This window comes from Paracoccus sp. (in: a-proteobacteria) (genome assembly GCF_030536915.1).
Classification (GTDB): Bacteria; Pseudomonadota; Alphaproteobacteria; order Rhodobacterales; family Rhodobacteraceae; genus Paracoccus.
Genome location: NZ_JAUNPC010000042.1, coordinates 1 through 23,785 on the forward strand (window position 1 = coordinate 1; position 23,785 = coordinate 23,785).

The following is a 23,785-nucleotide window of genomic DNA, read 5'->3' on the forward strand; positions in this document are numbered from 1 at the left end:
CTTCGTTCTTCATCGTCGAAACGATCAGAACCTTCTCGCCGTTCATCATTTCAACCGTGTTCCTTGATATTCCCAGTTCTGGATGCCGATGGCCGGAAGGTAAGAGAACCATCCACAGCCATCTGTAGTCTTTCACGCATGAGCACCGGCATAGAGCAACAGCAGAGTTGCTCCTTTTAATACACTGAGGCGTGTCTCGGTGGATTTCAGGCGTATATCGTCGATGGAACCCAGCCGATGAGCGACCTGGATGCGGACGAACTCGGCGTCATCAATAGCAGCAGTCATGTTGCCCTTTCAGAAAACTGGGGACGCTCTACTGCCGGACGAACAGAGCGGGTCCGCCAGCCGCGCTTTCCACCTCGTTCCTGAACCCCGCGCCAGCCAGCGCGTCAGCATAGGCCGTGCCCATTTCCTCGCCGGCCGCCGCGGCGACGATCACCCGCTTCACCGTATCCAGGGGCATCGCGGCCAGCATGTCCGGCGGGACCGCCTCGGGGCAGGACAGGCGCAGCGCGTCGGGGCGGAAGTCGCGCAGGCAGGCGGCAAGCCCGCTCGCCTCAAGCTCCTGGTCCGAGGCAAGCCGCAGCGGGCCATCCACCACCCGCAGCCTGGCCGTGTCCTCCATGCCGTTGCGGCGGTGGATCAGCCGGGCGGCGGCGGCAAGGCCGGGGCGGTCCTCGTGCAGCATCACCGTCAGGCGGGGCAGGGCGCGCAGCGCGCCCATCACCGGAAAGCCCACGCCGCCGCCGATGTCCAGAAGCCGCCGGCAGCCCTCCAGATAGCCGGGCAGGTTGCGGGCATGGCGGCGTTCGAACTTGCCCGCGCGGATGGCGGAAAGCGCCTCGGCCGTGAAGATGCGGGGGTCGGCGGGCAACTGCAGCTCGCGGTTCGGGAACCACTCGACCTCGAGCGGGGTCGAGAGATCGACCGGCGTGATATAGGTCGCCGAGGGCGCGGGCCGGGATGCCGGCTGGTCCGTGTCCTCCGCCGAGGGGCCGCCGGGGTTCCTGACCCGGTTCATCAGCTCGGCGATGCGGGTGGGATCGCGGGGCTTCGGGGGCTTGGCCTCGACATTGGCGATCGGCACGCGTCCGGCGGCGATCAGGCCCTCTCGCAACTCGCGGTAGGCGTCGGTTTCCCGGTATTCCGCCAGCCGCGCCTCGACCCGGGCCAGCGCGGTTTCGTGCAGTTCGCGCAGGACGGGATCGGTCAGCAGCTCGGCCATGATCGCGGCGCGGGCGGGGGCGTGGCGCAGGATGCGGGTGTCGGGCACCTCGTTGCGGTCCTGCAACGCCCAGTAGTCGGCGTTGTACTTGTCGGCCTTGTTGTTCACGTTGCCGCGGAACTTGCGCAGGGCGTAGCTGTCCACCGACTTGACCGCGTAATGGTTCATCTGCGCCCAGTTATAGCCGATGGTGCGCTTGATCGACCGCCAGCCGTGGAACTTGAAGTAATCCTCCATCGGCTGGCCCGAGCCGTTGAGCCAGCGCACTGTGTCCGGGAAGCCGTCCTCAAGGTGCTTGTTCTTGATGGACGGCCGGTGGATGCCGAGCTTCCAGTATTCCGGGTCGAACCTGAACAGCGTCTTGACACCCCAGCCCTTGTTCCAGTCGGGGGGTGCTGCGCGGGTGTATTGTTCCGTCACCGGCGCGCGGGACCAGTCCACGATCCCGTTCGAGCCGAAGATGCGCCAGGTGATGACGATGCCGTTCGCGTCCTTCGCCACCGCGTCGTCCAGCATCCCGTCGAGCGTCCCCGAAGGGTGGTTGATCGCCAGGAACTCGTCGGCGTCGAAGACCAGCAGCCAGTCGGCATCCTGCACCAGCGGCTCGGCCTGCCCATGGCTCAGCGCCGAGGGCTGCGGCTTGACGCCGGGCTTGATGACATTCGGGCGGTGATACCCCAGCCCGAGTTCCTCGAGCCGCTGCAGCATCTCGTCGGTGCCGTCGGTGCAGTTGTTGGTGTAGACGAGAATGTCGGTGAAGCCCACGGCAAGGTGGTGGGCGAACCATTCCAGAAGAAAAGGCGCCTCGTCCTTCATCATCGACATCGCCATGACGGTGCCGTGCGGGCTGACGTGCTTCTTGAGGTTCACGGCGCGGCCCTTGCGGTCACTCCTCCAGCGCCGCCGCCGGGTCGATCCCGACCTGCTCGCACATCCGCGCGGCATAGGAGTTCGCTAGCGGTGGATTCTTGCGCCACCATGGCTTGGTGCCGTTGGTGTAAAGATGGACCGAGACGGTCCTGTCGGTGAAATGGCCCTCGACCCGGCCATGGGGGTCGAAGAACACGTCGTTCAACTGGAAGGGCACTGGATACAGCACATCGGGCGTCATGGCCTTGTCGATGTCGCCGGTCTGTTGCGCGAACCAGGTGAAGGCCTGGGGGCCGAAGGCGGTGCGCTCGGTCTTGTAGATCGCCGCTCCGTGGGACAACTCGCCCTTTTCGGTCAGCTTGTCCATCTGGCGGCGCTGCTTCTTGTTCCACCAGGCCGGATAGTCGGGCAGGTTGTCGTAGTAATCCAGCAGCCGGTCCATCAGCTCGCAGTCCTGCGGCAGGCCGACGACGCCGCAGTTCAGCGCTCCCCGCATCCCGTGGCCGGCGAAGACATAGTCCCATTCCTCGGGGAAGGGCTTGTGGCAGAAGGCGTCGCAGTCGATCCACAGCGCCCCGGTCTTCCGGATCATCTTGTAGCGGAAGACGTTGGACAGGAACGAGGCCGAGGTGTCCTCGACCAGCTTCATGTCCAGGTCCATGATCTCGGAGGCCGGGCGGATTTCCACGCCCTCGGGGGCGTTATCCACCTTGTCGGTGCAGTAGAGCGTCACCGGATGGCCGTGCAGCAGGTGCGACTTGAGGCAGAGCTGGTTGAGATAGTGCAGCCTGTCGCCGATCCACAGCGAGGCTACCGGGCGTCGATCGAGTTTCATGTCCATCCGCGGGTCAGGGGCGCTTGCGTTGCGGCCTCTTAGCCGATCCCCCGGGCATCATCCAGCCACGGGTCAGGAATTTACACCTCTGCGTTGCGTATCGGCGTCAGCTTCGCGTTGTGCCCGGCCCGGTTTCTTTACCGGATGCGCCTGCAGCCGCATCCGGTGCAGTTCCTTCTGAAGCTCCATGGGCAGGACCGGGGTGTCGGGGCATTGCACCAGCCGGGTGAACAGCAGGAATTGCTGGTGATCCGTCAGCGCCTCGGCGATTCGCCGGCGGCGCCATGCGATTGCCTGCCGGTGCAGCCGGCCCAGCATCTCGTCGGCCAGGAACGCCTCGACCCCCGCCCGCAGGCCGTCCAGATGGCGCAGGATGCGGCGGTCCTCGATCGCGTTGAAGTTGCGCTCGACCCAATAGCCGAGGTCGATGGGCCGATCCATGTGGTTGGGCCGGCCGCGCGCCATCTTGACCAGGAAGTTCTCGGCCGAACCGAGGGCGTAATGGTTGATCTGCGCCAGCCCGTAGCGTTCCTGGGCCGTGACCGCAAAGGAACTGTCGGTCAGGGTGAACGGCCTGCCGTTCCCGTCCACCCACCGGCCGGGAACGGGCTGGGCGTCCTCGGTCAACGGCCGGTGGACGCCCAGCCGGACAAGGCGCGGATCGCGGCGGAACAGGCTCTTGAACTGGCCGGCGCGCAGCGGCCACAGCATCCGGTCGGGGGCCGCGCGGGTGAATTGCGCGGTCACCAGTTCTTCCTCGAAGCGGATGCGGCCCGAACTGCCGAACATCCGCCAGGGCACCGCGAAGCCCGCGGCGTCCGGGGCCGCGGCGAAAAGATCGTCCAGCCGGCCCTCGCCTGCGTGGATCACCAGGAACTCGTCCACGTCGGCGACCATGATCCATTCGGCCCGCCGCGTCAGCCGGTGGTTCCGCGCCCGCGTCAGCGCCTGCCACTGGACCGTCTTGCGGCCCCGGCGCGGATTGGGGACATGGGTGACGATGCCCAGTTCGGCCAGCCGGTCCAGCATCGCGTCGGTGCCGTCCGCGCAGTCGTTGGAATAGATCAGGAAGTCGGTGAAGCCGATCAGCCGGTGATAGGCGATCCATTCCAGGATGAATGGCGCCTCGTCCCGCATCGTGGTGATCATCAGGCGCATCATCTGCCGCAGGTTGAGCGTCCGGCGAGCGTCTGCGGACCGATGGGCATGGATTACACCGATTTTCCTGTTAAGAGAACGCCCAAAAGCAGAGCGGAGCTTGCCTCATGAAGATCGCTGTCGCCGGCCTGGGCTATGTCGGGCTTTCCCTTGCCGTGTTGCTGGCGCAGGAACACGATGTCCACGCGCTGGACGTGAACGCCGCGCGCGTGGACCAGGTGAACGCCGGGACATCGCCGATCGAGGATGCCGAGATCAGCGCCTTCCTGGCCCGCGGCAATCTGAAGCTGATCGCCACGACCGACGCCGCGCAGGCGCTGGCGGGCGCGGATTACGTCATCGTCGCGACCCCCACGAATTATGACGAGCGCACCAACCGCTTCGACACCTCGACGGTCGAGCAGGTGATCGCCGGCACCCGCCGGCACGCGCCGGAGGCGACGGTCGTGGTGAAATCGACCATCCCCGTCGGCTTCACCGAACGGATGCGGGCCGAGCATGGCACCGACCGGATCCTGTTCTCGCCCGAGTTCCTGCGCGAAGGCCGGGCGCTGCACGACAACCTGCACCCCTCGCGCATCGTCGTGGGCGACACCACCCCCGAGGCGCGCCGCTTCGCCGACCTGCTGGCCGCAGGCTCGCTGGACCCCGACGTGCCGGTGCTGTTCACCGGCGCGACCGAGGCCGAGGCGATCAAGCTGTTTTCGAACACCTACCTCGCCCTGCGGGTGGCCTTCTTCAACGAGCTGGACAGCTATGCGCTGACCCACGGCCTGAACGCGCGGGAAATCATCGACGGCATGTGCCTCGACCCCCGCATCGGCGCGCATTACAACAATCCCAGCTTCGGCTATGGCGGCTACTGCCTGCCCAAGGATACCAAGCAGCTTCTGGCGAACTATGACCAGGTGCCGCAGAACCTGATCGCGGCGGTGGTGGAATCGAACCGCACCCGCAAGGACGTGATCGCCGACCAGATCGTGGCGAAGCAGCCGAAGACGGTGGGGGTCCACCGGCTGGTGATGAAGGCGGGCTCGGACAATTTCCGCGACAGCTCGATCCAGGGGATCATGAAGCGGATCAAGGCCAAGGGCATCCCCGTCATCGTCTACGAGCCGGTGCTGACCGAGGACAACTTCTACAACTCGCCCGTGGTCCGCGACCTCGATCAGTTCAAGGATCAGGCCGACCTCATCATCGCCAACCGGCTGACGCCGGACTTGGCCGACGTGGCCGACAAGGTCTATACCCGCGACCTCTTCGGGCAGGACTGATCCGGTGCGCACGGTCCTGATCACCGGCGCGGCCGGCTTCATCGGCTTTCACCTGGCCCGGGTCATGCTGGACGAAGGCTGGCGCGTGGTCGGTCTGGACAACCACAACGACTATTACGACCCTGCCTTGAAGGACGCGCGCGAGGCGCAGTTGCGCGCGAACCCCAACTATCGCGGCGTCCGCGGGTCCGTGGAAGACCCCGGCCTGCTGATGGAGATCTTCGCCGCCGAGAAACCCGAGGCGGTGGTCCATCTCGCGGCCCAGGCTGGCGTGCGCTATTCGATCGAGAACCCGCGCGCCTATGTGCAGGCGAACCTGCTGGGCAGCTTCGAGCTGCTGGAGGCCGCCCGCGCCCATCCGCCGCAACACATGCTGCTGGCCTCGACCAGCAGCGTCTATGGCGCGAACACGGAGATGCCTTACCGGGAAACCGACAAGGCGGACAGCCAGATGTCCTTCTACGCGGCCACCAAGAAGTCGAACGAGGCGATGGCGCATTCCTATGCCCATCTGTTCGGCCTGCCCATGACCATGTTCCGCTTCTTCACGGTCTACGGCCCTTGGGGCCGCCCGGACATGGCGCCCTACCTGTTCACCAGCGCGATCTTCGAGGGCCGGCCGATCAAGGTCTTCAACCACGGCGACATGAAGCGCGACTTCACCTTCGTTTTGGACCTCGTGCGGGCGATCCGGCTGCTGATCGACGCGGTGCCGGGGACCGAACGGGCAGGCGACTTCGATAGTCTCTCGCCGGTCGCGCCCTTCCGCGTGGTCAACATCGGCAATGGCGCGCCGGTGCCGCTGCCGGACTTCATCGCCGCGATCGAGGAGGCGGCGGGCCGCCCGGCGGAAAAGCAGATGCTGCCGATGCAGCCCGGCGACGTGCCCGCGACCTGGGCCGACACCACGCTGCTGCGGGCGCTCTCGGGCTATGCGCCCCGGACCGAGGTGCGGGACGGCGTGAAGCAGTATGTGGACTGGTTCCGCGACTATTACGGCGTGGACAAGGGCTGACGCGGCGCCGGGGCTGCGTTTCCAGCATCAGCCGCCGGTGCCGTGGATCGACGGCGCAGGGCGCTGGCCCCGGACGAACCTGCGCCGATTTCAGGCCAGTTCCAGATATGACGCCAGTTCCCGCGCGGCAGCCCCGCCCGCGCGGTTCGCCCCGATGGTCGAGGCGGACGGCCCGTAGCCCACCAGGTGGATGCGCGGGTCACGGGCGACCTGCGTCGCCAGCCGCCCCGTCATGGTGATCGCGCCGCTCTCCTCCTGCAGCCCCATGGGTGCGAGATGGTCCAGCGTAGGCTGGAACCCCGTCGCCCACAGGATCACGTCGGCCCGCTGCTCGGTGCCATCGGGCCAGCGGATGCCGGTCTCGGTGATCTCGGAAAACATCGGGTGCCATTCCAACGCGCCCCGATCCCGCGCCGCCCGCAGCGCCGGGGTCAGCGGCAGGCCGGTCACCGACACGACCGAGCCGGGTTTCAGCCCCCGCCGCACCCGCGCCTCGACCTGCGCGACGGCGGCGCGGCCGTCCTCGACCGTGAAGGGACGCTCGGTGAACTGCGGCTTGCGGCGGCTGACCCAGGTGGTCGTCGTCACCTGCGAGATCTCGTCCAGATGCTGCAGGGCCGAGATCCCCGCGCCCACGATCACGACGTGCTGGCCCGCGAAATCCTGCGCGCGGCGATAGTCGCGGGAATGCAGCTGCCGCCCCCGGAACCGGTCCGCCCCCGGATAGCGCGGCAGGTTCGGTGTGTCCCATGTCCCCGTCGCGTTGATGATTCCGCGTGCCGAAAAACTGTCGCGGTCGGTGTCCACCCGCAGCCTTTCGCCATGCGGGCGGATAGCGCGGACGGTGACGGGGCGCAGGATCGGCAGGGCGAAGCGGCGGGCATAGGCGGCGTAGTAGCGGGGGACGGCCTCGGCGGCGCGGACCTCTCCGTCGCCGGTGTCCACGGCTTCCGCCATCGCCATGCCCGGCAGGTCGTGGATCGCGTTCACCGTGCTCAGCGTCAGCGAGGGCCAGCGGTGCTGCCAGGCGCCGCCCGGACCGGCATTCCGGTCCAGCACGACGAAGCCGCGCCACGGCTTCAGCCCCAGCCGCGCAAGGTGCCAGGCCGAGGACAGCCCGGCCTGTCCCGCGCCGATCACTACGATATCGACCTTGACGGCGATCCGGGCAGTCATCCGCAGAGTCCGCGAGATGGATGCCAGCGTTGCGTCATTCCGACCTCCGTTCCGGCAGGGGCGGAACCGCAACGGCGGAATGCGCGGAAATGATCCCCGCGCGCCACTTTCGGCACAGCCAGGGTTGCCCGGCAGATGGCGCCGGACATTTCCGGCGCGAGTTGGCACAAGCGCGGCCTCGCGTTGCCCATGGATGCGCAACTCGCAGGGCGGGTCGCCGGGCAGGCGGTTCCGGCTCTTGCCGCCTCGACCCGGCGCGGTTGGCGTCATCCTTCGTTTACCGTCCCAGCTGCCCTGCGGGCATGACCCACGTTTGCCGCGTCGTGGGCTACGGATTTCACGACGGCCGTCAGCGCCTTGCCCGGCGCGATGCCCAGTTGCGCGGCGGACCGGCGGGTGATCCTCGACAGGATCGGCCCGGCGTCGGTTGAAAGCCGGACCAGCACCGCGCCCTCGCGGACGGTCACGGATTCGACCGTGCCGGGCAGGATGTTCAGCGCAGATAGGCCTTCGGGGCGGCCGCGGGCAAGCATCACGTCGGACGCGGCGATCCGCAGGCGCAGCCGCGTGCCGGGGGCGGCAGGCAGGGTGGGCAGGAACAGCGCCAGCCCGCCTGCATCCAGTTCGGTGACGCCGTCTGGGTGATGGGCGGTGACGGTGGCCTCGATCACGGAACCGGCCTCGCGCCCCGGCCCGGCGGCGGAGGGGTCGGCCAGCACTTCGGCCGCGGGGCCTGTGCGGGTGATCCGGCCCGCTTCCATCATCACCACGGTTGTGGCGATCCGGGCGACCTCGGCGGAGGAATGGCTGACATACAGCATTGGGACGCGCCAATCGTCGCGCAGGCGTTCCAGATAGGGCAGGATCTCGGCCTTGCGGTCGTCGTCCAGCGCCGACAGCGGCTCGTCGGCGAGGATCAGGCGCGGATCGGCCAGCAGCGCGCGGCCGATGGCGACGCGCTGGCGCTCTCCGCCCGACAGGGTGGCGGGGGCGCGGTCCAGAAGAGGGCCGATGCCCAGCATCTCGACCACTGCCGCTTCCGAGGTCCGGCGGGAGGCGCGGGGCGAGAACCAGCGGCCATAGCGCAGGTTCTGCCGCACGGTCAGGTGCGGGAACAGGCGGCCGTCCTGGAAGATCACCCCCAGCCGTCGGCGGTGCGGGGGCAGGTGGATGCGCCGCGCCGTGTCGGTCAGCACCATGCCGTCCACCGCCACGCAGCCAGAGTCGGGGCGCAGCAATCCGGCCACCGCGTTCAGGACAGTGGACTTGCCGGAACCCGAGTGGCCGAACAGCACCGTGACACCGGGCGGTGCGTCAAAACCCACGTCCAGCGAGAAGCCCCTGAATCCGTGGCGCAGGGCGACAGAAACACTCATCGCCCCTGCACCCGCCGCATGGCCCGGCGGGCGAGCCACTCCGAGGCCACCAGCGCCGACATCGCCACGACGACCGAGATCACGACGAGCCGCGCGGCCGAGGCTTCGCCCCCCGGCACCTGCAGGAAGCTGTAGATGGCCGAGGGCAGGGTCTGCGTCTGGCCGGGGATGTTGGACACGAAGGTGATGGTGGCCCCGAACTCTCCCATCGCCTTAGCGAAGGCCAGCACCGCCCCCGCGATCACGCCGGGCAGGATCAGGGGTAGGGTGACGGTGATCCAGACCCATGCGCGCGAAGCCCCCAGCGTCCCCGCTGCCTGTTCCAGCCGGGGGTCCACGGCCTCGATCGACAGGCGGATCGCTCGGACCATCAGCGGGAAGGCCATGACCGCAGCGGCCAGCGCCGCCCCGGTCCAGCGGAAGGCGAAGACGATGCCGAACCACTGGTCCAGCCATTGCCCGGCCCAGCCGCGCCGCCCGAAGGTCAAGAGCAGCAGGTAGCCGGTGACGACCGGCGGCAGCACCAGCGGCAGGTGGACCAACCCGTTCAGCAGCCCGTGCCCCGGAAAGCGCCAGCGCGCCAGCGCATGGGCGACCAGCAGGCCGAAAGGCAGGCTCGCCAGCGTTGCCCAAAGCGACACGCGCAGCGACAGCCGCAGCGCGACCCATTCGGCGGGGGAAAGCCAGTCGGCCAAGTCAGTTCAGCAGCGTGAAGCCGTGTTGCTGGAAGACCGCGTCCGCCTCGGGCGCGCTCAGCGCGTCGAAGAAGGCGCGGTCGGCCTCGTCGCGGGCGTTTTTCAACAGGGCTGCGGGATAGGTGATGGGTCCGTGGCTGTCCTCGGGGAAGGTGCCCACGACATGGACCTTCGGCTCGGCCGCGGCGTCGGTCGCATAGACGATGCCCAGCGGCGCTTCGCCCGTGGCGACCAGCGCCAGCGCGGCGCGGACGTTGTCGGCCTGCGCGACATGGGGTTCCACCTGGTCCCAGACGCCCAGGCTCGTCAGCGCCTCTTTCCCGTATTGTCCGGCGGGCACGGAATCGACCAGCGCCATGGCCAGCTTGCCGCCGTCCAGCGCGCCCGCGAGGTCGAAGCCCTGCGCGGGCGTCAGTTGCGGGGCGGCTTCGTCATGGGCGACCAGCACCAGCCGGTTGCCCAGCAGGTCGGTCCGGCTGCTTTCGGCCACCTCGCCGCCCTTTTCCACCTCGTCCATCCACTCGGTCGAGGCCGAGATGAAGATGTCCGCCGGCGCCCCCTGCAGGATCTGCTGGGCCAGCGCGTTGGACCCCGCATAGCTGATCGTCACCCTGTCGCCGGTCGCCTGCTGGAACGCTTCGGCGATGGGGTCCAGCGCCGTCTTCATCGAGGCGGCGGCGAAGACCACGACCTCGGCGGCAGCCGCAGGAAGGGGGAGGAGCAGGACGGCGGCAAGAGCGAGGGGCAGGCGGGGCATGGCAGGCTCCATCGGTTATATCCGGGTGAACATAACCAAGCCGCGCCGAGGCTCAACCGTTATTTCCGGGCGGCGCTTTCGGCCAGCAGCCCGCGCAGGGCCGACAGGCGGGTGGCGTTGGTGTCGGCCGCCGCCGCCTCGATCTCGCGGTAAAGCGCCAGCACCCGCCGCCCGGTGTCGGTCAGGCTGGCGCCGCCGCCGCCCGCGCCGCCACGGGCGCTTTCGACCAGGGGCTCGCGGAACATCCCGTTCAGCGCCTCGACCAGCATCCAGGCGCGCTTGTAGCTCATCCCCATCTCGCGCCCTGCGGCGGAAATCGAGCCGGTCCGCGCGATCCCCTCCAGCAGCGCCGCCTTGCCGGGGCCGAGCATGGCGTTTTCGCCCAGGAACAGGCGGATGAAGAACTCGGGGTGCAGTCGCGGCGCGCTCATGCCCCCGAGGTTCCCGCATCGGCGGACCGGGGACAAGGGTCCGATGCCGCCCGCGGTCACGCCGAAGGCTGGGTGCCCCCGGTTCGGCAAGGACGCAGCAAGGGGAACGCCGCTACCGGGAATTGCGGCCGTTCCGGCTGGGCAGGATGCGTGTCCCTTGGGGCGGATGGGGCAGACCAGCCCCCGCGGCAGGAACGCGGCCCGCCGGGTGAAAAACCCCGGCACCGGAAGCGGCCCGCCTTCTTTCCGACAGGCCGATCGCATGGTCGGACCTTGCGGCGGGAAAGCCCGCCGATCCGATGCGCCGGGGCTTCAGGCACCGCAGGCCGGCCTTGGCCGCGCCTGCGGGATTCCGGCAGGGATCATGGGATGGTTTGTCCTGACCGTCAGACGGTGCGGATTGTCAGCCGCGTGCCCCAGGGATCGCGGGCCTCCATCGTCCCGGCAGGCGCCACGCCCAACCGTCCGGCGATCCCGGCCGCCGCCTCGGGCGTCGCCAGCAGTTCGACCTCGGCCAGCCCCGTGGTGCCTTCGGAACGCGGGCCTGCGCCGCGGCTGTTCCAGATGTTGGTGCCGACATGGTGGTGATATCCCTCGGACCCGAAGAAGTTCGCGCCGGGATAGCGGGTCGTCAGCCCCAGCCCGATCTGCCCGCCATAGAAGGCGGCGGCGGCGTCAAGCTCGCCCACCTGCAGATGAACATGGCCCAAAATGGTGTCGTCGCGCATCCCGTCGAAAGCCGCGCGGCTGCGGCTCGCCGCAAGCCCGTCGAGGTCCAGCGGCAGCGTCGCCATCGCGACCGAGCCGTCGGGAAGGATCGTCCATTCCTCGCTGGGACGGTCGTGGTAGATCTCGATGCCGTTGCCTTCGGGGTCGGTCAGATACAGCGCCTCGCTGACCAGGTGATCCGAGGCGCCGTCCAGGGCCGCCCCGCGGCCAGCGGCGTGGATCACCCAGTCGGCCAGCGCGGCGCGGTCCGGCACCAGGAAGGCCGTGTGGAACAGCCCCGCCTGATGGCGGCCGGCGGGTCGGGCCTGCGGATCGTGGCGCAGGTCCAGAAGCACCCGCCCGCCTGCCCCGAGGCGGTGGCCGCTGGAGTCGGTCGAGATCGGCGACAGCCCGACGATGTCCTGATAAAAGCGGCTGACCCGGTCGAGGTCGCGCACGGTCAGCGCGACCGCGTCGATCCGCAGGGGCGAGCCTGCCGAGGTGATGCCCGGTCGGGCGGGTTGCCCCTGCGGGGCGGCATAGGGCCTTGCTGGGCGCATGGTGGTCTCCATCATCCGGTTGAACCCGATATGGAGCCTGGACGCGGCCCTGATAACCGCCCCGGCGGGAAGGAGAACTCGCCCCGCCGGGAAGGAATGGCGCAGGCAGGGACGCCGGGCGACATGGCCGTTCCGCAGGACGCATCCATTCGGACAGCGGACATGGGCACAGGCCGAAGGCGCATGGCCCCGCCCCTCCGGACGAAGGGGCCGGGACGCGGCAGGCCCGTCAGTCCGACCCGCGCCTGCGTCCCAGCATCCGGGCCAGCGTGCCGTCGCGCCACATGGATTCGTGGACGCCCACCATGGCGACATGCCCCACGATCAGGATCGCCAGCAGCCAGCCCAATTCCCCGTGCAGCGCGCCGCCCAGATCGGTCATCCACTTGATCGGCGGCTCCTGCGCCGGGAAGATCGTGAAGCCGAAGGGCGCGAAGACCCGCTGCGATCCATAAGCCCGGATCAGCGCGACCGTGGGGATCGCCAGCAGCACCACATAGATCAGCGCGTGACCCAATGACGCGGCGCGGCCGAAGAAATGGGTGCCATGCGCGGGGCGGTTGTTGCGGTTGGACAGCGCCCAAAGGGCGCGAATCACGATCAGCACGAACAGGATCGTCCCGATCTGGGCGTGGAAGCCGCCGTAGGTCTCGACCACCGGATGCTCCTCGAAGATCCGGCCCAGGCCCATCCATAGCAGTTGCCAGATCACCAGAATGGCGATGGTCCAGTGCAGGAACCGGCTCAGGATGCCATAAACCGCATGGGTGTCGCGGAAGGGCAGAGGGCCTGTCGGCGGCAGCGGCTGGCCGCGCGAGGCGTGTCGGGTGTCGGTCATCTGGCGATCCTGCTTGCGGTCGAGGGTTCGGGCGGGATCATACCCGCTTGCTGCGGGAAGGTCCAAAGGGGTGGCGGAAAGTTGACTAAATTCCTTGCCGGGAATAAGCCGCCCCTTGCGGATGCGCCGCGCCAGAGGCTCCGATGGACGATTTCCCGACTGCCACCCCGAGTCAGGTCTGGCCCGACGAGTTCGCCGCGCGCTACCGCGCCAAGGGCTACTGGCGGGGCGAGACCTTCGGCGACGTCCTGCGGGCCCGCGCTTCCGAGCATCCCGACCGCATCGCCGTGACGGCGGGCGAGGTGAACCTCAGCTACGCCGACCTGCTGTCGCGCGCCGAGGCGGCGGCGGGCGGCTATCTGACGCTGGGTCTTCGGCCCGGCGACCGCGTGATCGTGCAGTTGCCGAACGTCGCGGGTTTCCTGCCCTCGGTCTTCGGGCTGTTCCTTGCCGGACTGGTTCCCGTCTATGCGCTGCCCGCCCATCGCCGCACCGAACTGATCCATTTCGCCCGCCGCGCCGGCGCCCGCGCGCTGGTCGTGACGGACCGCTTCGAGGGCTTCGACTACCCCGCCCTTGCCGCCGAGGTGCAGGCCGAGGTGCCGCAGCTTCGGCACGTCATCGTCGCGGGCGAGACAGGGCCGTTCGAGGGCCACCCGCCCCCGGCCGCCTTCCCGCAGGTGGACCCGTCACAGGTCGCCTTTCTGCAGATTTCCGGCGGCTCGACGGGGCTGTCCAAGCTGATCCCCCGCACCCACGACGACTATATCTACAGCTTCCGCGCCAGCGCCGAAATCTGCGGGCTGGGGCCGGACTCGGTCTATCTCTGCGCGCTGCCCGCCGCCCACAACTTCCCCATGAGTTCGCCCGGCATCTTCGGCACGCTTTATGCCGGGGGCCGCGTGGTCATGTGCCCGAACCCGAACCCCGAGACGGCGTTTTCCCTGATTGCCCACGAAAAGGTCACGATCACGGGCGTCGTGCCCCCCTTGGCGCTCTTGTGGATGGAGGCGGCGCCGAAGACCCGCCACGACCTGTCCAGCCTGCAGGTGCTGCAGGTCGGCGGCGCCAAGTTCATGCCTGAGGCGGCGGCGCGGGTGCGCAGGACGCTCGGCTGCACGCTGCAGCAGGTCTTCGGCATGGCCGAGGGGCTGGTGAACTACACCCGCCTCGACGACCCCGAGGAGATCATCGTGAACACCCAAGGGCGGCCCATCAGCGAGGGCGACGAGGTGCTGGTGCTGGACGACGAGGGCAATCCGGTCCCGGATGGAGAGCCGGGCCATCTGCTGACCCGCGGCCCCTACACGATCCGCGCCTATCACAACGAACCCGCAGCGAACGCCCGCAGCTTCACCCCCGACGGCTTCTACCGCACCGGCGACATCGTGAAGCGCCTGCCCGGCGGCCACCTGTCCGTGCAGGGCCGCGCGGGCGACCACATCAACCGCGCGGGCGAGAAGATTTCCGCCGAGGAGGTCGAGGACCACCTGCTCGCCCATCCGCAGGTCTTCGACGCGACGGTGGTCTCGATCCCCGACCCGCACCTGGGCGAACGCATCTGCGCCTTCGTCATCCCGCGCGAGCCGCGCCCCCGCGCGCCCGAGATCAAGGCCTTCGTCCGCGCCCGCGGCATCGCCGACTTCAAGGTGCCCGACCAGATTGTCTTTGTCCCTTCGTTCCAGACCACCGCCGTGGGCAAGGTCAGCCGCAACGTGCTGCGGGCCGAACTGCGGGCGCGCTATCTTGCCGAGGAAAACGCATGATCACCAAGGACCGGATCCGCGCCGACATCGCGCGGATGCTGCACATGGAACCCGAGGAGGTGCAGGACGACGACAACCTGCCCGACCTGGGGCTGGATTCGCTGCGGCTGATGAAGCTGGTGCTGGGGTGGGAGGAGGCGGGACTGAAGGCCGACTTCGGTCTTTTCGCGGAACACGCCACCCTGGGCGAATGGTGGCAGGCCATCGAAGCCCAGCGGGCGGCCTGAGATGCGGGACATGGGCGGTGCGGCGCTAACCGAGGCGCAGGAAGGACTGTGGTATTTCCAAGCGCTGGACCCCGCCAACCCGATCCTGAACACCGGCCAGTATCTGGACCTGCGCGGCTCGCTGGACAGGAACGCCCTGCACGAGGCTGTCGCCCTCACCATCGCCGAAAGCGAGGCGCTGCGGCTGCGCTTCCGCCCGGTTGCGGGCGGCGCGATGCAGTTCCTGGGCGAGCCGCCCGAGCTTGAATATGCCGATCTTTCGGGCCACGCGGACCCGCAGGCCGAGGCGCTGCGCCGCATGGCCGATGACAGCGCCCGGCCCGTGGATCTTGCCAACGAGCCGGTCGCCGGCTTCGCGCTCTATCGTCTCGGGCCGGACCGGCATCTGCTTTATGAACGCATTCATCACCTCGCCATCGACGGCTACGGCATGGTTCTGGTGACGAACCGGATCGGAGAGCATTACTCGACGCTGGCGAATGGCAGAGCCACGCCGACCCCGTTCCCGCCCCTGTCGCGTGCCGACGAGGCGGACGCGACCTACCGGGATTCCCTCAAGCGCGCCGAGGATGCGGCGTGGTGGCGCGCGGCGATGGCGGGTATGCCCGAAGTCACCGGTCCCGCGCCCGGCCGTGCCGTCAGTGGCGCGACCTTCCTGCGAGAAAGCCGCTTGCTGCCCTCGGACCTGCTTGAGAAGCTTGCCGAATGGTCTGACGCGCATCGCCTGAACTGGACCGACGTGCTGACGGCGCTGACCGGCGCCTATCTGTCTCGCTGGACGGGCGGAGAGATCGTCGCGGGCCTGCCCTTCATGGCGCGCATGGGTCGACCCATCGCCCGCGTGCCCTGCATGGCGATGAATGTCCTGCCCCAGCGCATCCGCCCCGACGAGGACGCGCCGCTTTCCGACTGGATCGCCCCGCTGGCCACCGAGATGCGCGAGGCTCGCAAGCATGGCCTCTACCGCAGCGAGCAGTTGCGCCGCGACCTCGGGCTGGTCGGCGGGGCGCGGAGGCTCTACGGCCCGCTCATCAACATCCAGCCTTTCGACCGTCCCCCCAGCTTCGCGGGGGTCGAGGTCGGGCTGCATATTCTCGGCGCAGGCGCCGTGGACGACCTGACGCTGACCTTCCGCGGCGACCCTGCCTCGGGGATGCTGTTCGAGGTGGACGCGAACCCCGGCCTCTACTCTCCCGAGGACGCGGCGGGCCATGCCGCGCGCCTGCCCGCCTTCCTCGCCGCCGCGCTCGCTCACGGCCGCCTCGCCGCGGTCCCCACCGCTACCCCCGACGAGATCGCCGCCAGCGAGGCCCTGACCGCCGCCGCCGTCCACCCGCTCCCCGACATCACGCTGACCGCGCTGATCGAGGCGCAGATGCAGGCCACCCCCGACGCCCCCGCGCTGGTCTTCGGCGACGTGACGCTCAGCTACGCCGATCTCGACCGCCGCAGCGCGGCGCTGGCCGGACGGCTGGCCGAGCTGGGTGCCGGTTCCGAAACGATCGTGGCCGTCGCGCTTGATCGCTCGCTGGAACTCTCAATCGCGCTTGTCGCCATCCTGCGCGCGGGCGCGGCTTACCTGCCGCTCGATCCCGATCATCCGCCCGAGCGGCTGGCCCGCATCCTCGACCGCGCGGCACCGGTGGCAGTTCTGACTTCGCCCGATCTTGCCGATCGACTCCCCCCGTTCGGACGGTCCCTGAATATCCCGGACTCCCGCGCGTCCGGAAAACAGTCCGGGGGACGGTTTTCAGTGCGGGAGGCGGCGGCAGCCGTGAGCGAGGCAGAGCCCCGGTCGCTCCGGTGCCTGCTGACGACTGAATGGCCAGCTGAGGGATCAGTCCCGAATACACCGCCCACACCCTCCAACATGGCCTATGTCATCTACACCTCCGGTTCGACCGGAGAGCCGAAGGGCGTGGTCATCGAGCATCGGGCCATCGTCAACCGCCTGCTGTGGATGCGCGACCATTACGGCTTCACCCCGCAGGACCGCATCCTGCAGAAGACCCCCGCCACCTTCGACGTCTCGGTATGGGAGTTCTTCCTGCCCCATATTTCCGGCGCCACGCTGGTCATGGCCCCGCCCGGCGCCCACCGCGACCCCACGGTGCTGGCGGGCGAGATCCGCCGCCACCGGATCACCACCGCGCATTTCGTGCCCTCGATGCTGTCGGCCTTCCTCGCCGCCCCCGCCTCGCAGGGTATCCGCATGGCCCGCGTCTTCTGTTCCGGCGAGGAACTGACCGCCGAGCTGCGCGACCGCTTCCACGCCCGCGTCACGGCCGAGCTGCACAACCTCTACGGCCCGACCGAGGCGGCGGTCGATGTCAGCTACTGGCCCGCGACCCCGGAAGATGGCTCGAACCCGCTGCCGATCGGCTGGCCGGTCTGGAACACGCGGCTTGCGGTTCTGGATGACCGGAACCGCCCGGTGCCGCCGGGGCTGCAGGGGAACCTATATCTCGGCGGCGTCCAACTTGCGCGCGGCTATCTCGGTCGCGACGACCTGACGGCGGAACGCTTTGTCACCATGCCAGACGGGCAGAGGCTTTATGCCACGGGCGACCTTGCGCGGTTGCGGCATGACGGGGCAGTCGTCTATCTCGGCCGCTCGGACCATCAGGTGAAGATCCGCGGCCTTCGGATCGAACTGGGCGAGATCGAGGCCGGGATCTTGGGATCGGGCCTTGCGCGCGAGGCGGTGGTGCTGGCACGCGAGGACCGGGGGACCACGCGCCTCGTGGCCTATGTCGTCCCGCAGGACGGCTGGTCCGAACAGGCCGCCGCCGCGCACCTGGCCGCGCGCCTTCCCGCCTACATGGTGCCGCAGGCCTGGATCACGCTGGAGGCGCTGCCGGTGACGTCGAACGGCAAGCTCGACCGCAAGGCGCTGCCCGCCCCTCACTTCGCGCAAGCGGGCCGGGCGGCGGAGACGCCTGCCGAGACCCTGCTTGCCCGGCTTTACGCCGAGATCCTCGCGCTGCCCGAGCCGCCCGTGGCCGAGGCCGATTTCTTCGCGCTGGGCGGCGACTCGCTGTCGGCCGTTCGCCTGTCCCTGCGGATCGAGGAGGATACCGGCCGCGACCCCGGCCTCGGCGCGATCTTCGAGCATCCGGTGCTGGAGGCGCTGGCCCGCGTGATCGAGGGCGAGGCCACGACCGGCGGCCTCGCGCCCCTGCTGCTGCTGGCCGAGGGCGACCCGGCGCAGCCGCCGCTGTTCCTGATCCACCCGGCGGGGGGCTTGGGCTGGGGCTATCGCCGCCTCGCCCTTGCGCTTGCGCCGGGACGCCGTGTCTGGGCGGTCCAGCATCCGGGCCTCGATCCCGACCATCCGCTGCCGGAAAGCCTGTCGGCGCTGGCCGGGGACTACGCCCGGCGCATCGCGGAACTGGTGCCGGATGGCCCGGTGCATCTGGCCGGCTGGTCCGTCGGCGGCGTGATCGCGCAGGAAATGGCGGCGGCCTTGGCCGACATGGGCTGCAGGCCCGGCCTCATCGCGGCGCTGGACAGCTACCCCGCCGATGTCTGGCGTGCGGAACCCGACCCCGATCCGGTGTCCGCCCTGCGTGCCCTGCTGGCCATCGCGGGCCACGACCCCGAAGCGCATACACATCTTGATACCCGCGAGAAGGTCCTTGGCTTCCTCAAGGCCGGGGATACGCCCCTGGGCGCCCTGCCCGAGCGGGTGCTGGACGGCGTCGTGCGGGTCGTGACCGACACCTCGGGCCTCGTGCGCCGGCATTTCCACCGCAGCCATCCGGGCACGCTGACCCATGTCCGCGCCGGAAAGGGCCACGGCGACCGCCACCTGACCGCCGAACTGTGGCAACCCCATGGCAAGGTCGAGGCGCTGGAGGTGCCGTTCCTGCACCCGCAGATGATCTCGTCCGAAGCGGTGGCGCTGATCGCGCCGATGCTGGCCGGGCGGATGGCGCGGCTGGACTAGCCGCGCGCGAAGCCGATCGCCAGCGGCAGCGAGCCGGCGATGGTCTCGATATGCCTGAGGCCGGGCAGGACATGAACCTGCGGGTCCAGCCCCGGATGGCGGCGCAGCCCCGCGACGAAATCCATCGTCGCGGGCGCAGGCCCGTCCGCCGGCGGCCCGTCCGAGCCGGACCGCTTTTCCCGGTCCCCCAGCGCGACCAGCAGGGGCGCCCTGACCGCGCCCGGATCTGCAGCCGCCGCCACGCGGCGGATCAGCGCCTCGTCCCACCAGATCGAGGGGCTGATCGCGGCGAAGCGCGCAAAGCTGCACGGCCGCGTCAGGGCCGCATATAGCGTGAAGAGCCCCCCGAAGCTGTGCCCCCAGAGCGTCCGGCGCGCGGGATCGACCTGCAGCCCGTCCTCGGCCGCCCTGCGCAGCGGGCCGGTCAGGCGGTCGAGGAACCGGGCCGCGCCGCCGGCCATGCGGCCCTCGTGGACAGGATCGGGGCGGATGCCGTCGCCCGGCCCGTCCGGCGCGGTGAAGTCGAAGGTACGCTGTTCCCGCGCGAACTGGCGGTCGGTGTCGTAGCCGACCCCCACCAGCGCCAGCCCCTCGGCCGCCGCCAGATGCGCGGGCGTCAGGAAGTCGAAGGCCGCGTTGCCGTCCAGCAGATACAGCACCGGCCAGCCCGCGGCGGGGGCCGTCCCGCGCGGCGCGGCGATGAACAGCCGGTGTCCCGGTCCTGCCGCCACGGTCTTCTGCGACAGCGCGTGCGTGGCATGCCCGGTCTCGAAGATCGCCAGCCGCGCCTCGGCCCGCGCATGGTCCGGCCCCACGCGGCCCGTCGCCCCCGCACCCGTGATCTTCTCCATCCTCGCCCCGCAGCAGATTTGGTTGACAGTGTCGCTCAGGATTATACTCATGCGCCGCATCCAGCCAGATCGGTGTGCCGGTTCAGCCATTTCGGATCAACCACGGAGATCGTCATGGCAACCGGCCCCATCCGCTTCATCCGCACCCTCTGCGGCACCTCGGCGCTTGCGCTGGCGCTGGCTGCCGGGCCGGTGCTGGCGGAAAGCGTCTTCACCCTGCCCGCCGACGGATTCACCGGCAACCTGCGTGCCGGGCCGGCCGAGGCGGGAGGCCCGCTGCTGAAGGGCGGCACGGCGCGGATCGAGGGGAACGGGCTGGTGCCGAGGCAGCAGGTCACCCTGATGCGCGGCACGACCGCGCTGAACGACCAGCCGATCACCGTCGATCCCGAGGGCAGGTTCAGCTTCGACCTGACGGTGGACGCGGAAGCCGCGACCGGCCTGCACCCGGTCGTCGTCATCGCCGAGAACCCCGCCGCGGCCGAGGTCGTGACGCTGAAGGTCTCGCCCGAGGTGCCGGTCTCGGGCGCCGAGAACTTCGACATCAGGGACGCCAGGGTCACGCGCGGGCTTTATCAGGTGATCTGGTCGCCTGCTTCGGACGCGGTCTATGTGACCTCGGCGGTGGGCCGCCCGCCAGTGCGGGATTCAGCGCTGGTGCGGATCGACCCCGAAACCCTGGAGATCGAGGCGCAGGCGACCCCGCCCGAGGCGCCGATGCCCACGCGCGCCGTGCCGCCTGCCGCGGGGCAGGACGCGAACGACACCCGCCCGGCGCTGTTCGCGACCTATGGCGTGGCCGTGGATGACGAGAACGGCCATGTCTGGGTGACCAACACCCGCCAGGACACCGTCGCCGTCTACAGGCAGGATGACCTGTCGCTGGTCAGGCAGTTCAAGCCGGGGACGGTGAACCACGCCCGCGACGTGGTCGTGGACGAGGCGCGCGACCGCGTCTATGCCTCGGCCACCATGACCGGCAACATTGAGGTCTTCGACAGCGGGACGCTGGAAAAGCTCGAACCCATCGTGATCCGGTCGGCCCGGCGGGGCGAGGATTTCTCGGTCATGTCGCTGGACGTCGATCCCGACAGCGGGACGCTGGTGACGGTCTCGATGACCACGGACGAGCTGGCCGTGGTCGATCTCGACTCGGGCGAGGTCAGGGTGCATCCGCTGCCGGGCACGGTGCGCGCCTCGGGCGTGGCCTATGACCCGCAGGACGGGCTGGCCTTCGTCGCCGCGCAGGACACGGACAACCTGCTGATCGTCAAGGCCGAGACCGGCGAGATCCTGCATGACGTGGACACCGGCGCTGGCGCGCTGAACGTGGCCTTCGAGCCGGTCAGCCGCATGGCCTTCGTCGCCAACCGGGGCGCGGGCACAATCACGGTCGTGGGCACCGATGGCGAGGTGGTGGCCAACATCGACGCGGGCACCTATCCGAACCAGTTGCGCGCCGACGGCAAGGGCAATGTCTGGGCGGTGAACAAGTCGCGCGGTGAGAACGACGAGGAAGGCGACCGCATCTGGAAGATCGCGCCCAAGGCCCGGTGAGGCCGGGCGGCTTGACAGCAAACGGGGCGGGGGGCGATGGGGACCTCCGCCCGCACCCGTTTCAGGACGCCCTGCATCCCCGGGGCACACCGAAGGAGGTCCGCGATGCCCGTCCTGTTCCGCGCCATGGCCCTGCTGGCCAGCCTGATCGCCGCGCCCGTCTGGGCCGAGGTGACGGCGACCGACATCCTCGGGCGCGAGGTGACGCTGGACGCGCCCGCCCGGCACATCGTTTTAGGCGAGGGGCGGCACATGGCCGTGCTGGGGCTTCTGCACGACGATCCCGTCTCGAAGGTCGTCGGCTGGCGGCAGGACAAGGCGCTGGACGAGCCGACGCTGGCCACCTGGCGCGAGCGTTTCCCGGCTATCGACCGGGTCCGCCCCGTGGGGTCGGGCAACCGCGACATTTCCGTCGAAAGCATCATCGCGCTGGACCCCGACCTGCTGGTCCTGTCGCTGATGGACGCAGGCGATCCCGGCATGGAACGCGCGCGCGCGCAGGTCGAGGCCGCGGGCATCCCCGTGGCCTATGTCGATTTCTTCTCGCAGCCACTGGAGAACTCGATCCCGTCGCTGCGGATACTGGGCGCGCTGACCGGGGGCGAAGTGAAAGCCGAGGAGTTCGCGCAGTTCTACGAAAGCCGCCTGTCCCGCATCCGCGAGCGGCTGGCCGACCCTTCGATCCAGCGCCCGGGTGTCTTCTTCCATGTCCACGCCGCGCCGCAGGGCTGCTGTTCCACCGTAGGACAGGGAGTCTTCGCCCAGTTCATCGAGACGGCGGGCGGACGGAACATCGGCGCCGAGGCGGTGCAGGGCGTGCTGGGCAACGTGAGTCTCGAGTTCCTGATCGGCTCGGACCCGGATTTCTACATCGCCACCGGCGGCGCGCACATGGCCTCGCGCGGGGGGCTGGTGCTGGGGACCGGCGTCCCCGAGGATGCCGCGCGGGACAGCTTTGCCGGGCTGGTCTCGGCGCCGGGCTTTTCCGCGCTGCGGGCGGTCGAGGAAGGCCGCGCGGCGGGCGTCTGGCACCTGTTCAACGACACGCCCAGCCACATCGCCCTGATCGAGTACCTCGCCCGGACCTTCCACCCCGACCTTTTCGCGGACGTGGACCCTGCCGCCACGCTGGCCGAGATCGACGCCCGCTTTTCGCCCGTGACCGTGCCCGGCACCTGGTGGGTCGCGCCGCAGCCCTGATGCAGACGGACAGCCTTCACCGCTATCACGCGCTCAACCGCCGCCGCGTCTTGCTGGTCGCGGGGATGCTGGCCGTCGCCCTGCTGGCGGTCGTGGCGGACCTGATGACCGGCCCCGCCGGGCTGCCGCTGGCGGACACGCTTGAGGCGCTGACGGGCTGGGGCGAGGTCGCGCGGTCCGCCGAGGTCATCGTCTGGCAGGTCCGCCTGCCGGTCGCCATCATGGCGCTGCTGGTCGGCGCGGCGCTGGCGCTGGCCGGGGCCGAGATGCAGACCGTGCTGGAAAACCCGCTGGCCGAGCCGTTCACCTTGGGCGTGTCGGCCTCGGCTGCATTGGGGGCGGCGACGGCCATCGTGCTGGGCCTGAGCCTGCCCGGACTGCCGGCGGTCTGGAGCGTGTCGGCCAACGCCTTCCTCTTTGCCTTAGGTGCGCTTGCGCTGCTGCAACTGATGGGGCGGCTCAGGGGAGGTGGCCCCGAGGTGCTGATCCTCTGCGGCATCGCGTTGAACTTCACGGCGGGGGCCTTCCTGTCGCTGCTGCAGTTCGTGGCCTCGGCCGACGCCTTGCAGCAGTTGGTGTTCTGGACCATGGGCAGCCTTGCGGCGGCAAGCTGGCCCGGTGTCACCGTGCTGGCCGTGGTTCTGGCCGTGACCGCGCCCTTTTCGCTGAAGGCGGCGTGGCAGTTGACCGCCCTGCGGCTGGGCGAAGAACAGGCGCGCAGCTTCGGCGTGGATGTCGTCCGGCTGCGGCGCTGGTCGCTCTTGCGGGTCAGCCTGCTGGCGGCATCCGCCGTGTCGATGGTGGGCGTGATCGGCTTCGTGGGCCTTGCCGGGCCGCATATCGCCCGGATGCTGCTGGGAGAGGACCATCGCTTCTTTCTGCCCGGCAGCCTGCTGACCGGGGCGGTGGTCATGTCGCTGGCCTCGCTGCTGTCCAAGACCGTGGTGCCCAGCGTGCTGCTGCCGGTGGGGCTTGTGACCTCGCTGATCGGGCTGCCGATCTTCTTCTCGCTGATCCTGCGGGGACGCGGGCGGTGAAGGGCCTGCGGATCGAGGGGTTGACGGTGTCCTACGGCCGCCGCCGTGTGGTCGAAGGGCTGGACCTGCCGCCCCTGATGCCGGGCGAGATCGCGGTGCTGGCCGGACCCAACGCCGCGGGGAAATCGACGCTGCTGAAGGGAATCGCGGGGCTTCTGCCGGTGCGGGGCCGGGTGATGTTCGGGGGCCGCGACCTTGCGGCGCTGTCGACAGGCGATCGGGCGCAGACCCTCGGCTTCATGCCGCAGACGCTGCCCTCGGGCGCGGCGCTGTCGGT

General features: G+C 69.5%; 21 protein-coding genes. 9 read left to right on the forward strand and 12 right to left on the reverse strand.

Annotation, left to right across the window (positions count from 1 at the left end; translation table 11 throughout):
• Positions 1–132: 132 nt before the first annotated feature.
• The 4 genes from Q4F04_RS08835 to Q4F04_RS08850 all read right to left on the reverse strand — a co-directional run bounded on the left by Q4F04_RS08835 (position 133) and on the right by Q4F04_RS08850 (position 4,082).
• A complete protein-coding gene (locus Q4F04_RS08835) occupies positions 133–288 on the reverse strand; it encodes a hypothetical protein (RefSeq protein ID WP_303369471.1) in 156 nt (51 codons plus the stop codon).
• Positions 289–316: 28 nt separating this feature from the next.
• A complete protein-coding gene (locus Q4F04_RS08840) occupies positions 317–2,098 on the reverse strand; it encodes a glycosyltransferase family 2 protein (protein WP_303369472.1) in 1,782 nt (593 codons plus the stop codon).
• A 16-nt stretch (positions 2,099–2,114) separates the two neighbouring features.
• A complete protein-coding gene (locus tag Q4F04_RS08845) occupies positions 2,115–2,933 on the reverse strand; it encodes a hypothetical protein (protein ID WP_303369473.1) in 819 nt (272 codons plus the stop codon).
• 72 nt (positions 2,934–3,005) lie between these two features.
• Positions 3,006–4,082, reverse strand: coding sequence for a glycosyltransferase family 2 protein (locus Q4F04_RS08850; RefSeq protein WP_303369474.1), 1,077 nt, complete (start codon positions 4,080–4,082; stop codon positions 3,006–3,008).
• 116 nt (positions 4,083–4,198) lie between these two features.
• Here Q4F04_RS08850 and Q4F04_RS08855 point away from each other — a divergent pair, with 116 nt between their 5' ends.
• Positions 4,199–5,365, forward strand: a complete 1,167-nt coding sequence (locus Q4F04_RS08855; RefSeq protein ID WP_303369475.1) for a nucleotide sugar dehydrogenase — start codon at positions 4,199–4,201, stop codon at positions 5,363–5,365.
• Between the two features lie 4 nt (positions 5,366–5,369).
• Complete coding sequence (locus tag Q4F04_RS08860; RefSeq protein ID WP_303369476.1) at positions 5,370–6,380, forward strand: NAD-dependent epimerase/dehydratase family protein; 1,011 nt, start codon at positions 5,370–5,372, stop codon at positions 6,378–6,380.
• 90 nt (positions 6,381–6,470) lie between these two features.
• On the opposite strand, the gene Q4F04_RS08865 is transcribed toward Q4F04_RS08860, so the two are convergent.
• The 7 genes from Q4F04_RS08865 to Q4F04_RS08895 all read right to left on the reverse strand — a co-directional run bounded on the left by Q4F04_RS08865 (position 6,471) and on the right by Q4F04_RS08895 (position 12,921).
• On the reverse strand, positions 6,471–7,556 hold the full coding sequence (locus Q4F04_RS08865; RefSeq protein WP_303369477.1) for an NAD(P)-binding domain-containing protein: 1,086 nt from the start codon (positions 7,554–7,556) through the stop codon (positions 6,471–6,473).
• Positions 7,557–7,822: 266 nt separating this feature from the next.
• The gene (gene modC, locus Q4F04_RS08870; protein WP_303369478.1) at positions 7,823–8,932 is read right to left on the reverse strand and encodes a molybdenum ABC transporter ATP-binding protein; all 1,110 of its coding nucleotides are present in this window, start codon (positions 8,930–8,932) and stop codon (positions 7,823–7,825) included.
• Complete coding sequence (modB, locus tag Q4F04_RS08875; RefSeq protein WP_303369479.1) at positions 8,929–9,627, reverse strand: molybdate ABC transporter permease subunit; 699 nt, start codon at positions 9,625–9,627, stop codon at positions 8,929–8,931. Before modB ends, modC begins: the two co-directional genes overlap by 4 nt.
• 1 nt (position 9,628) lies before the next feature.
• Complete coding sequence (gene modA / locus Q4F04_RS08880) at positions 9,629–10,396, reverse strand: molybdate ABC transporter substrate-binding protein (RefSeq protein ID WP_303369480.1); 768 nt, start codon at positions 10,394–10,396, stop codon at positions 9,629–9,631.
• A 47-nt stretch (positions 10,397–10,443) separates the two neighbouring features.
• Complete coding sequence (locus Q4F04_RS08885; protein WP_303369481.1) at positions 10,444–10,815, reverse strand: winged helix-turn-helix domain-containing protein; 372 nt, start codon at positions 10,813–10,815, stop codon at positions 10,444–10,446.
• A gap of 386 nt (positions 10,816–11,201) precedes the next feature.
• Complete coding sequence (locus tag Q4F04_RS08890) at positions 11,202–12,083, reverse strand: VOC family protein (protein ID WP_303369482.1); 882 nt, start codon at positions 12,081–12,083, stop codon at positions 11,202–11,204.
• A 229-nt stretch (positions 12,084–12,312) separates the two neighbouring features.
• Positions 12,313–12,921, reverse strand: coding sequence for a cytochrome b (locus Q4F04_RS08895; RefSeq protein WP_303369483.1), 609 nt, complete (start codon positions 12,919–12,921; stop codon positions 12,313–12,315).
• Positions 12,922–13,064: 143 nt separating this feature from the next.
• Between Q4F04_RS08895 and Q4F04_RS08900 the strand changes: the two genes are divergently transcribed.
• The 3 genes from Q4F04_RS08900 to Q4F04_RS08910 are packed head-to-tail and all read left to right on the forward strand — an operon-like array spanning position 13,065 to position 18,863.
• Positions 13,065–14,687 carry a (2,3-dihydroxybenzoyl)adenylate synthase gene (locus tag Q4F04_RS08900; protein ID WP_303369484.1) on the forward strand — a complete coding sequence of 541 codons (1,623 nt, stop codon included), beginning with the start codon at positions 13,065–13,067 and terminating at the stop codon, positions 14,685–14,687.
• Entirely contained in the window at positions 14,684–14,914 is a 231-nt protein-coding gene (locus tag Q4F04_RS08905) for a phosphopantetheine-binding protein (RefSeq protein ID WP_303369485.1), read from the forward strand. Before Q4F04_RS08900 ends, Q4F04_RS08905 begins: the two co-directional genes overlap by 4 nt.
• A gap of 1 nt (position 14,915) precedes the next feature.
• Positions 14,916–18,863 (forward strand): amino acid adenylation domain-containing protein, encoded by a 3,948-nt coding sequence (locus Q4F04_RS08910; protein WP_303369486.1) that lies wholly within the window; start codon positions 14,916–14,918, stop codon positions 18,861–18,863.
• Here the strand turns inward: Q4F04_RS08910 and Q4F04_RS08915 are convergent.
• On the reverse strand, positions 18,860–19,714 hold the full coding sequence (locus tag Q4F04_RS08915) for an alpha/beta hydrolase (RefSeq protein ID WP_303369487.1): 855 nt from the start codon (positions 19,712–19,714) through the stop codon (positions 18,860–18,862). The two genes, Q4F04_RS08910 and Q4F04_RS08915, sit on opposite strands and share 4 nt — an antisense overlap.
• 114 nt (positions 19,715–19,828) lie before the next feature.
• Here Q4F04_RS08915 and Q4F04_RS08920 point away from each other — a divergent pair, with 114 nt between their 5' ends.
• The 4 genes from Q4F04_RS08920 to Q4F04_RS08935 all read left to right on the forward strand — a co-directional run.
• On the forward strand, positions 19,829–21,271 hold the full coding sequence (locus Q4F04_RS08920) for an ATP-binding protein (RefSeq protein WP_303369488.1): 1,443 nt from the start codon (positions 19,829–19,831) through the stop codon (positions 21,269–21,271).
• Positions 21,272–21,376: 105 nt separating this feature from the next.
• Positions 21,377–22,471, forward strand: a complete 1,095-nt coding sequence (locus Q4F04_RS08925; protein ID WP_303369489.1) for an ABC transporter substrate-binding protein — start codon at positions 21,377–21,379, stop codon at positions 22,469–22,471.
• Positions 22,471–23,508 carry an iron ABC transporter permease gene (locus Q4F04_RS08930; RefSeq protein WP_303369490.1) on the forward strand — a complete coding sequence of 346 codons (1,038 nt, stop codon included), beginning with the start codon at positions 22,471–22,473 and terminating at the stop codon, positions 23,506–23,508. The genes Q4F04_RS08925 and Q4F04_RS08930 overlap by 1 nt, the downstream gene beginning before the upstream one ends.
• Positions 23,505–23,785: ABC transporter ATP-binding protein (locus Q4F04_RS08935; RefSeq protein ID WP_303369491.1), on the forward strand; the 281-nt coding region annotated here is incomplete at its 3' end. The genes Q4F04_RS08930 and Q4F04_RS08935, both read left to right, overlap by 4 nt.

Excerpts from the sequence above, each read along its gene's own strand:
- Q4F04_RS08835 (WP_303369471.1), bottom strand. The coding sequence starts at position 288 with ATGACTGCTGCTATTGATGACGCCGAGTTCGTCCGCATCCAGGTCGCT.
- Q4F04_RS08845 (WP_303369473.1), bottom strand. The coding sequence starts at position 2,933 with ATGAAACTCGATCGACGCCCGGTAGCCTCGCTGTGGATCGGCGACAGG.
- Q4F04_RS08850 (WP_303369474.1), bottom strand. The coding sequence starts at position 4,082 with ATGATCACCACGATGCGGGACGAGGCGCCATTCATCCTGGAATGGATC.
- Q4F04_RS08855 (WP_303369475.1), top strand. The coding sequence starts at position 4,199 with ATGAAGATCGCTGTCGCCGGCCTGGGCTATGTCGGGCTTTCCCTTGCC.
- Q4F04_RS08865 (WP_303369477.1), bottom strand. The coding sequence starts at position 7,556 with ATGACTGCCCGGATCGCCGTCAAGGTCGATATCGTAGTGATCGGCGCG.
- modC (WP_303369478.1), bottom strand. The coding sequence starts at position 8,932 with ATGAGTGTTTCTGTCGCCCTGCGCCACGGATTCAGGGGCTTCTCGCTG.
- modA (WP_303369480.1), bottom strand. The coding sequence starts at position 10,396 with ATGGAGCCTGCCATGCCCCGCCTGCCCCTCGCTCTTGCCGCCGTCCTG.
- Q4F04_RS08885 (WP_303369481.1), bottom strand. The coding sequence starts at position 10,815 with ATGAGCGCGCCGCGACTGCACCCCGAGTTCTTCATCCGCCTGTTCCTG.
- Q4F04_RS08890 (WP_303369482.1), bottom strand. The coding sequence starts at position 12,083 with ATGCGCCCAGCAAGGCCCTATGCCGCCCCGCAGGGGCAACCCGCCCGA.
- Q4F04_RS08895 (WP_303369483.1), bottom strand. The coding sequence starts at position 12,921 with ATGACCGACACCCGACACGCCTCGCGCGGCCAGCCGCTGCCGCCGACA.
- Q4F04_RS08900 (WP_303369484.1), top strand. The coding sequence starts at position 13,065 with ATGGACGATTTCCCGACTGCCACCCCGAGTCAGGTCTGGCCCGACGAG.
- Q4F04_RS08905 (WP_303369485.1), top strand. The coding sequence starts at position 14,684 with ATGATCACCAAGGACCGGATCCGCGCCGACATCGCGCGGATGCTGCAC.
- Q4F04_RS08910 (WP_303369486.1), top strand. The coding sequence starts at position 14,916 with ATGCGGGACATGGGCGGTGCGGCGCTAACCGAGGCGCAGGAAGGACTG.
- Q4F04_RS08915 (WP_303369487.1), bottom strand. The coding sequence starts at position 19,714 with ATGGAGAAGATCACGGGTGCGGGGGCGACGGGCCGCGTGGGGCCGGAC.
- Q4F04_RS08920 (WP_303369488.1), top strand. The coding sequence starts at position 19,829 with ATGGCAACCGGCCCCATCCGCTTCATCCGCACCCTCTGCGGCACCTCG.
- Q4F04_RS08925 (WP_303369489.1), top strand. The coding sequence starts at position 21,377 with ATGCCCGTCCTGTTCCGCGCCATGGCCCTGCTGGCCAGCCTGATCGCC.
- Q4F04_RS08930 (WP_303369490.1), top strand. The coding sequence starts at position 22,471 with ATGCAGACGGACAGCCTTCACCGCTATCACGCGCTCAACCGCCGCCGC.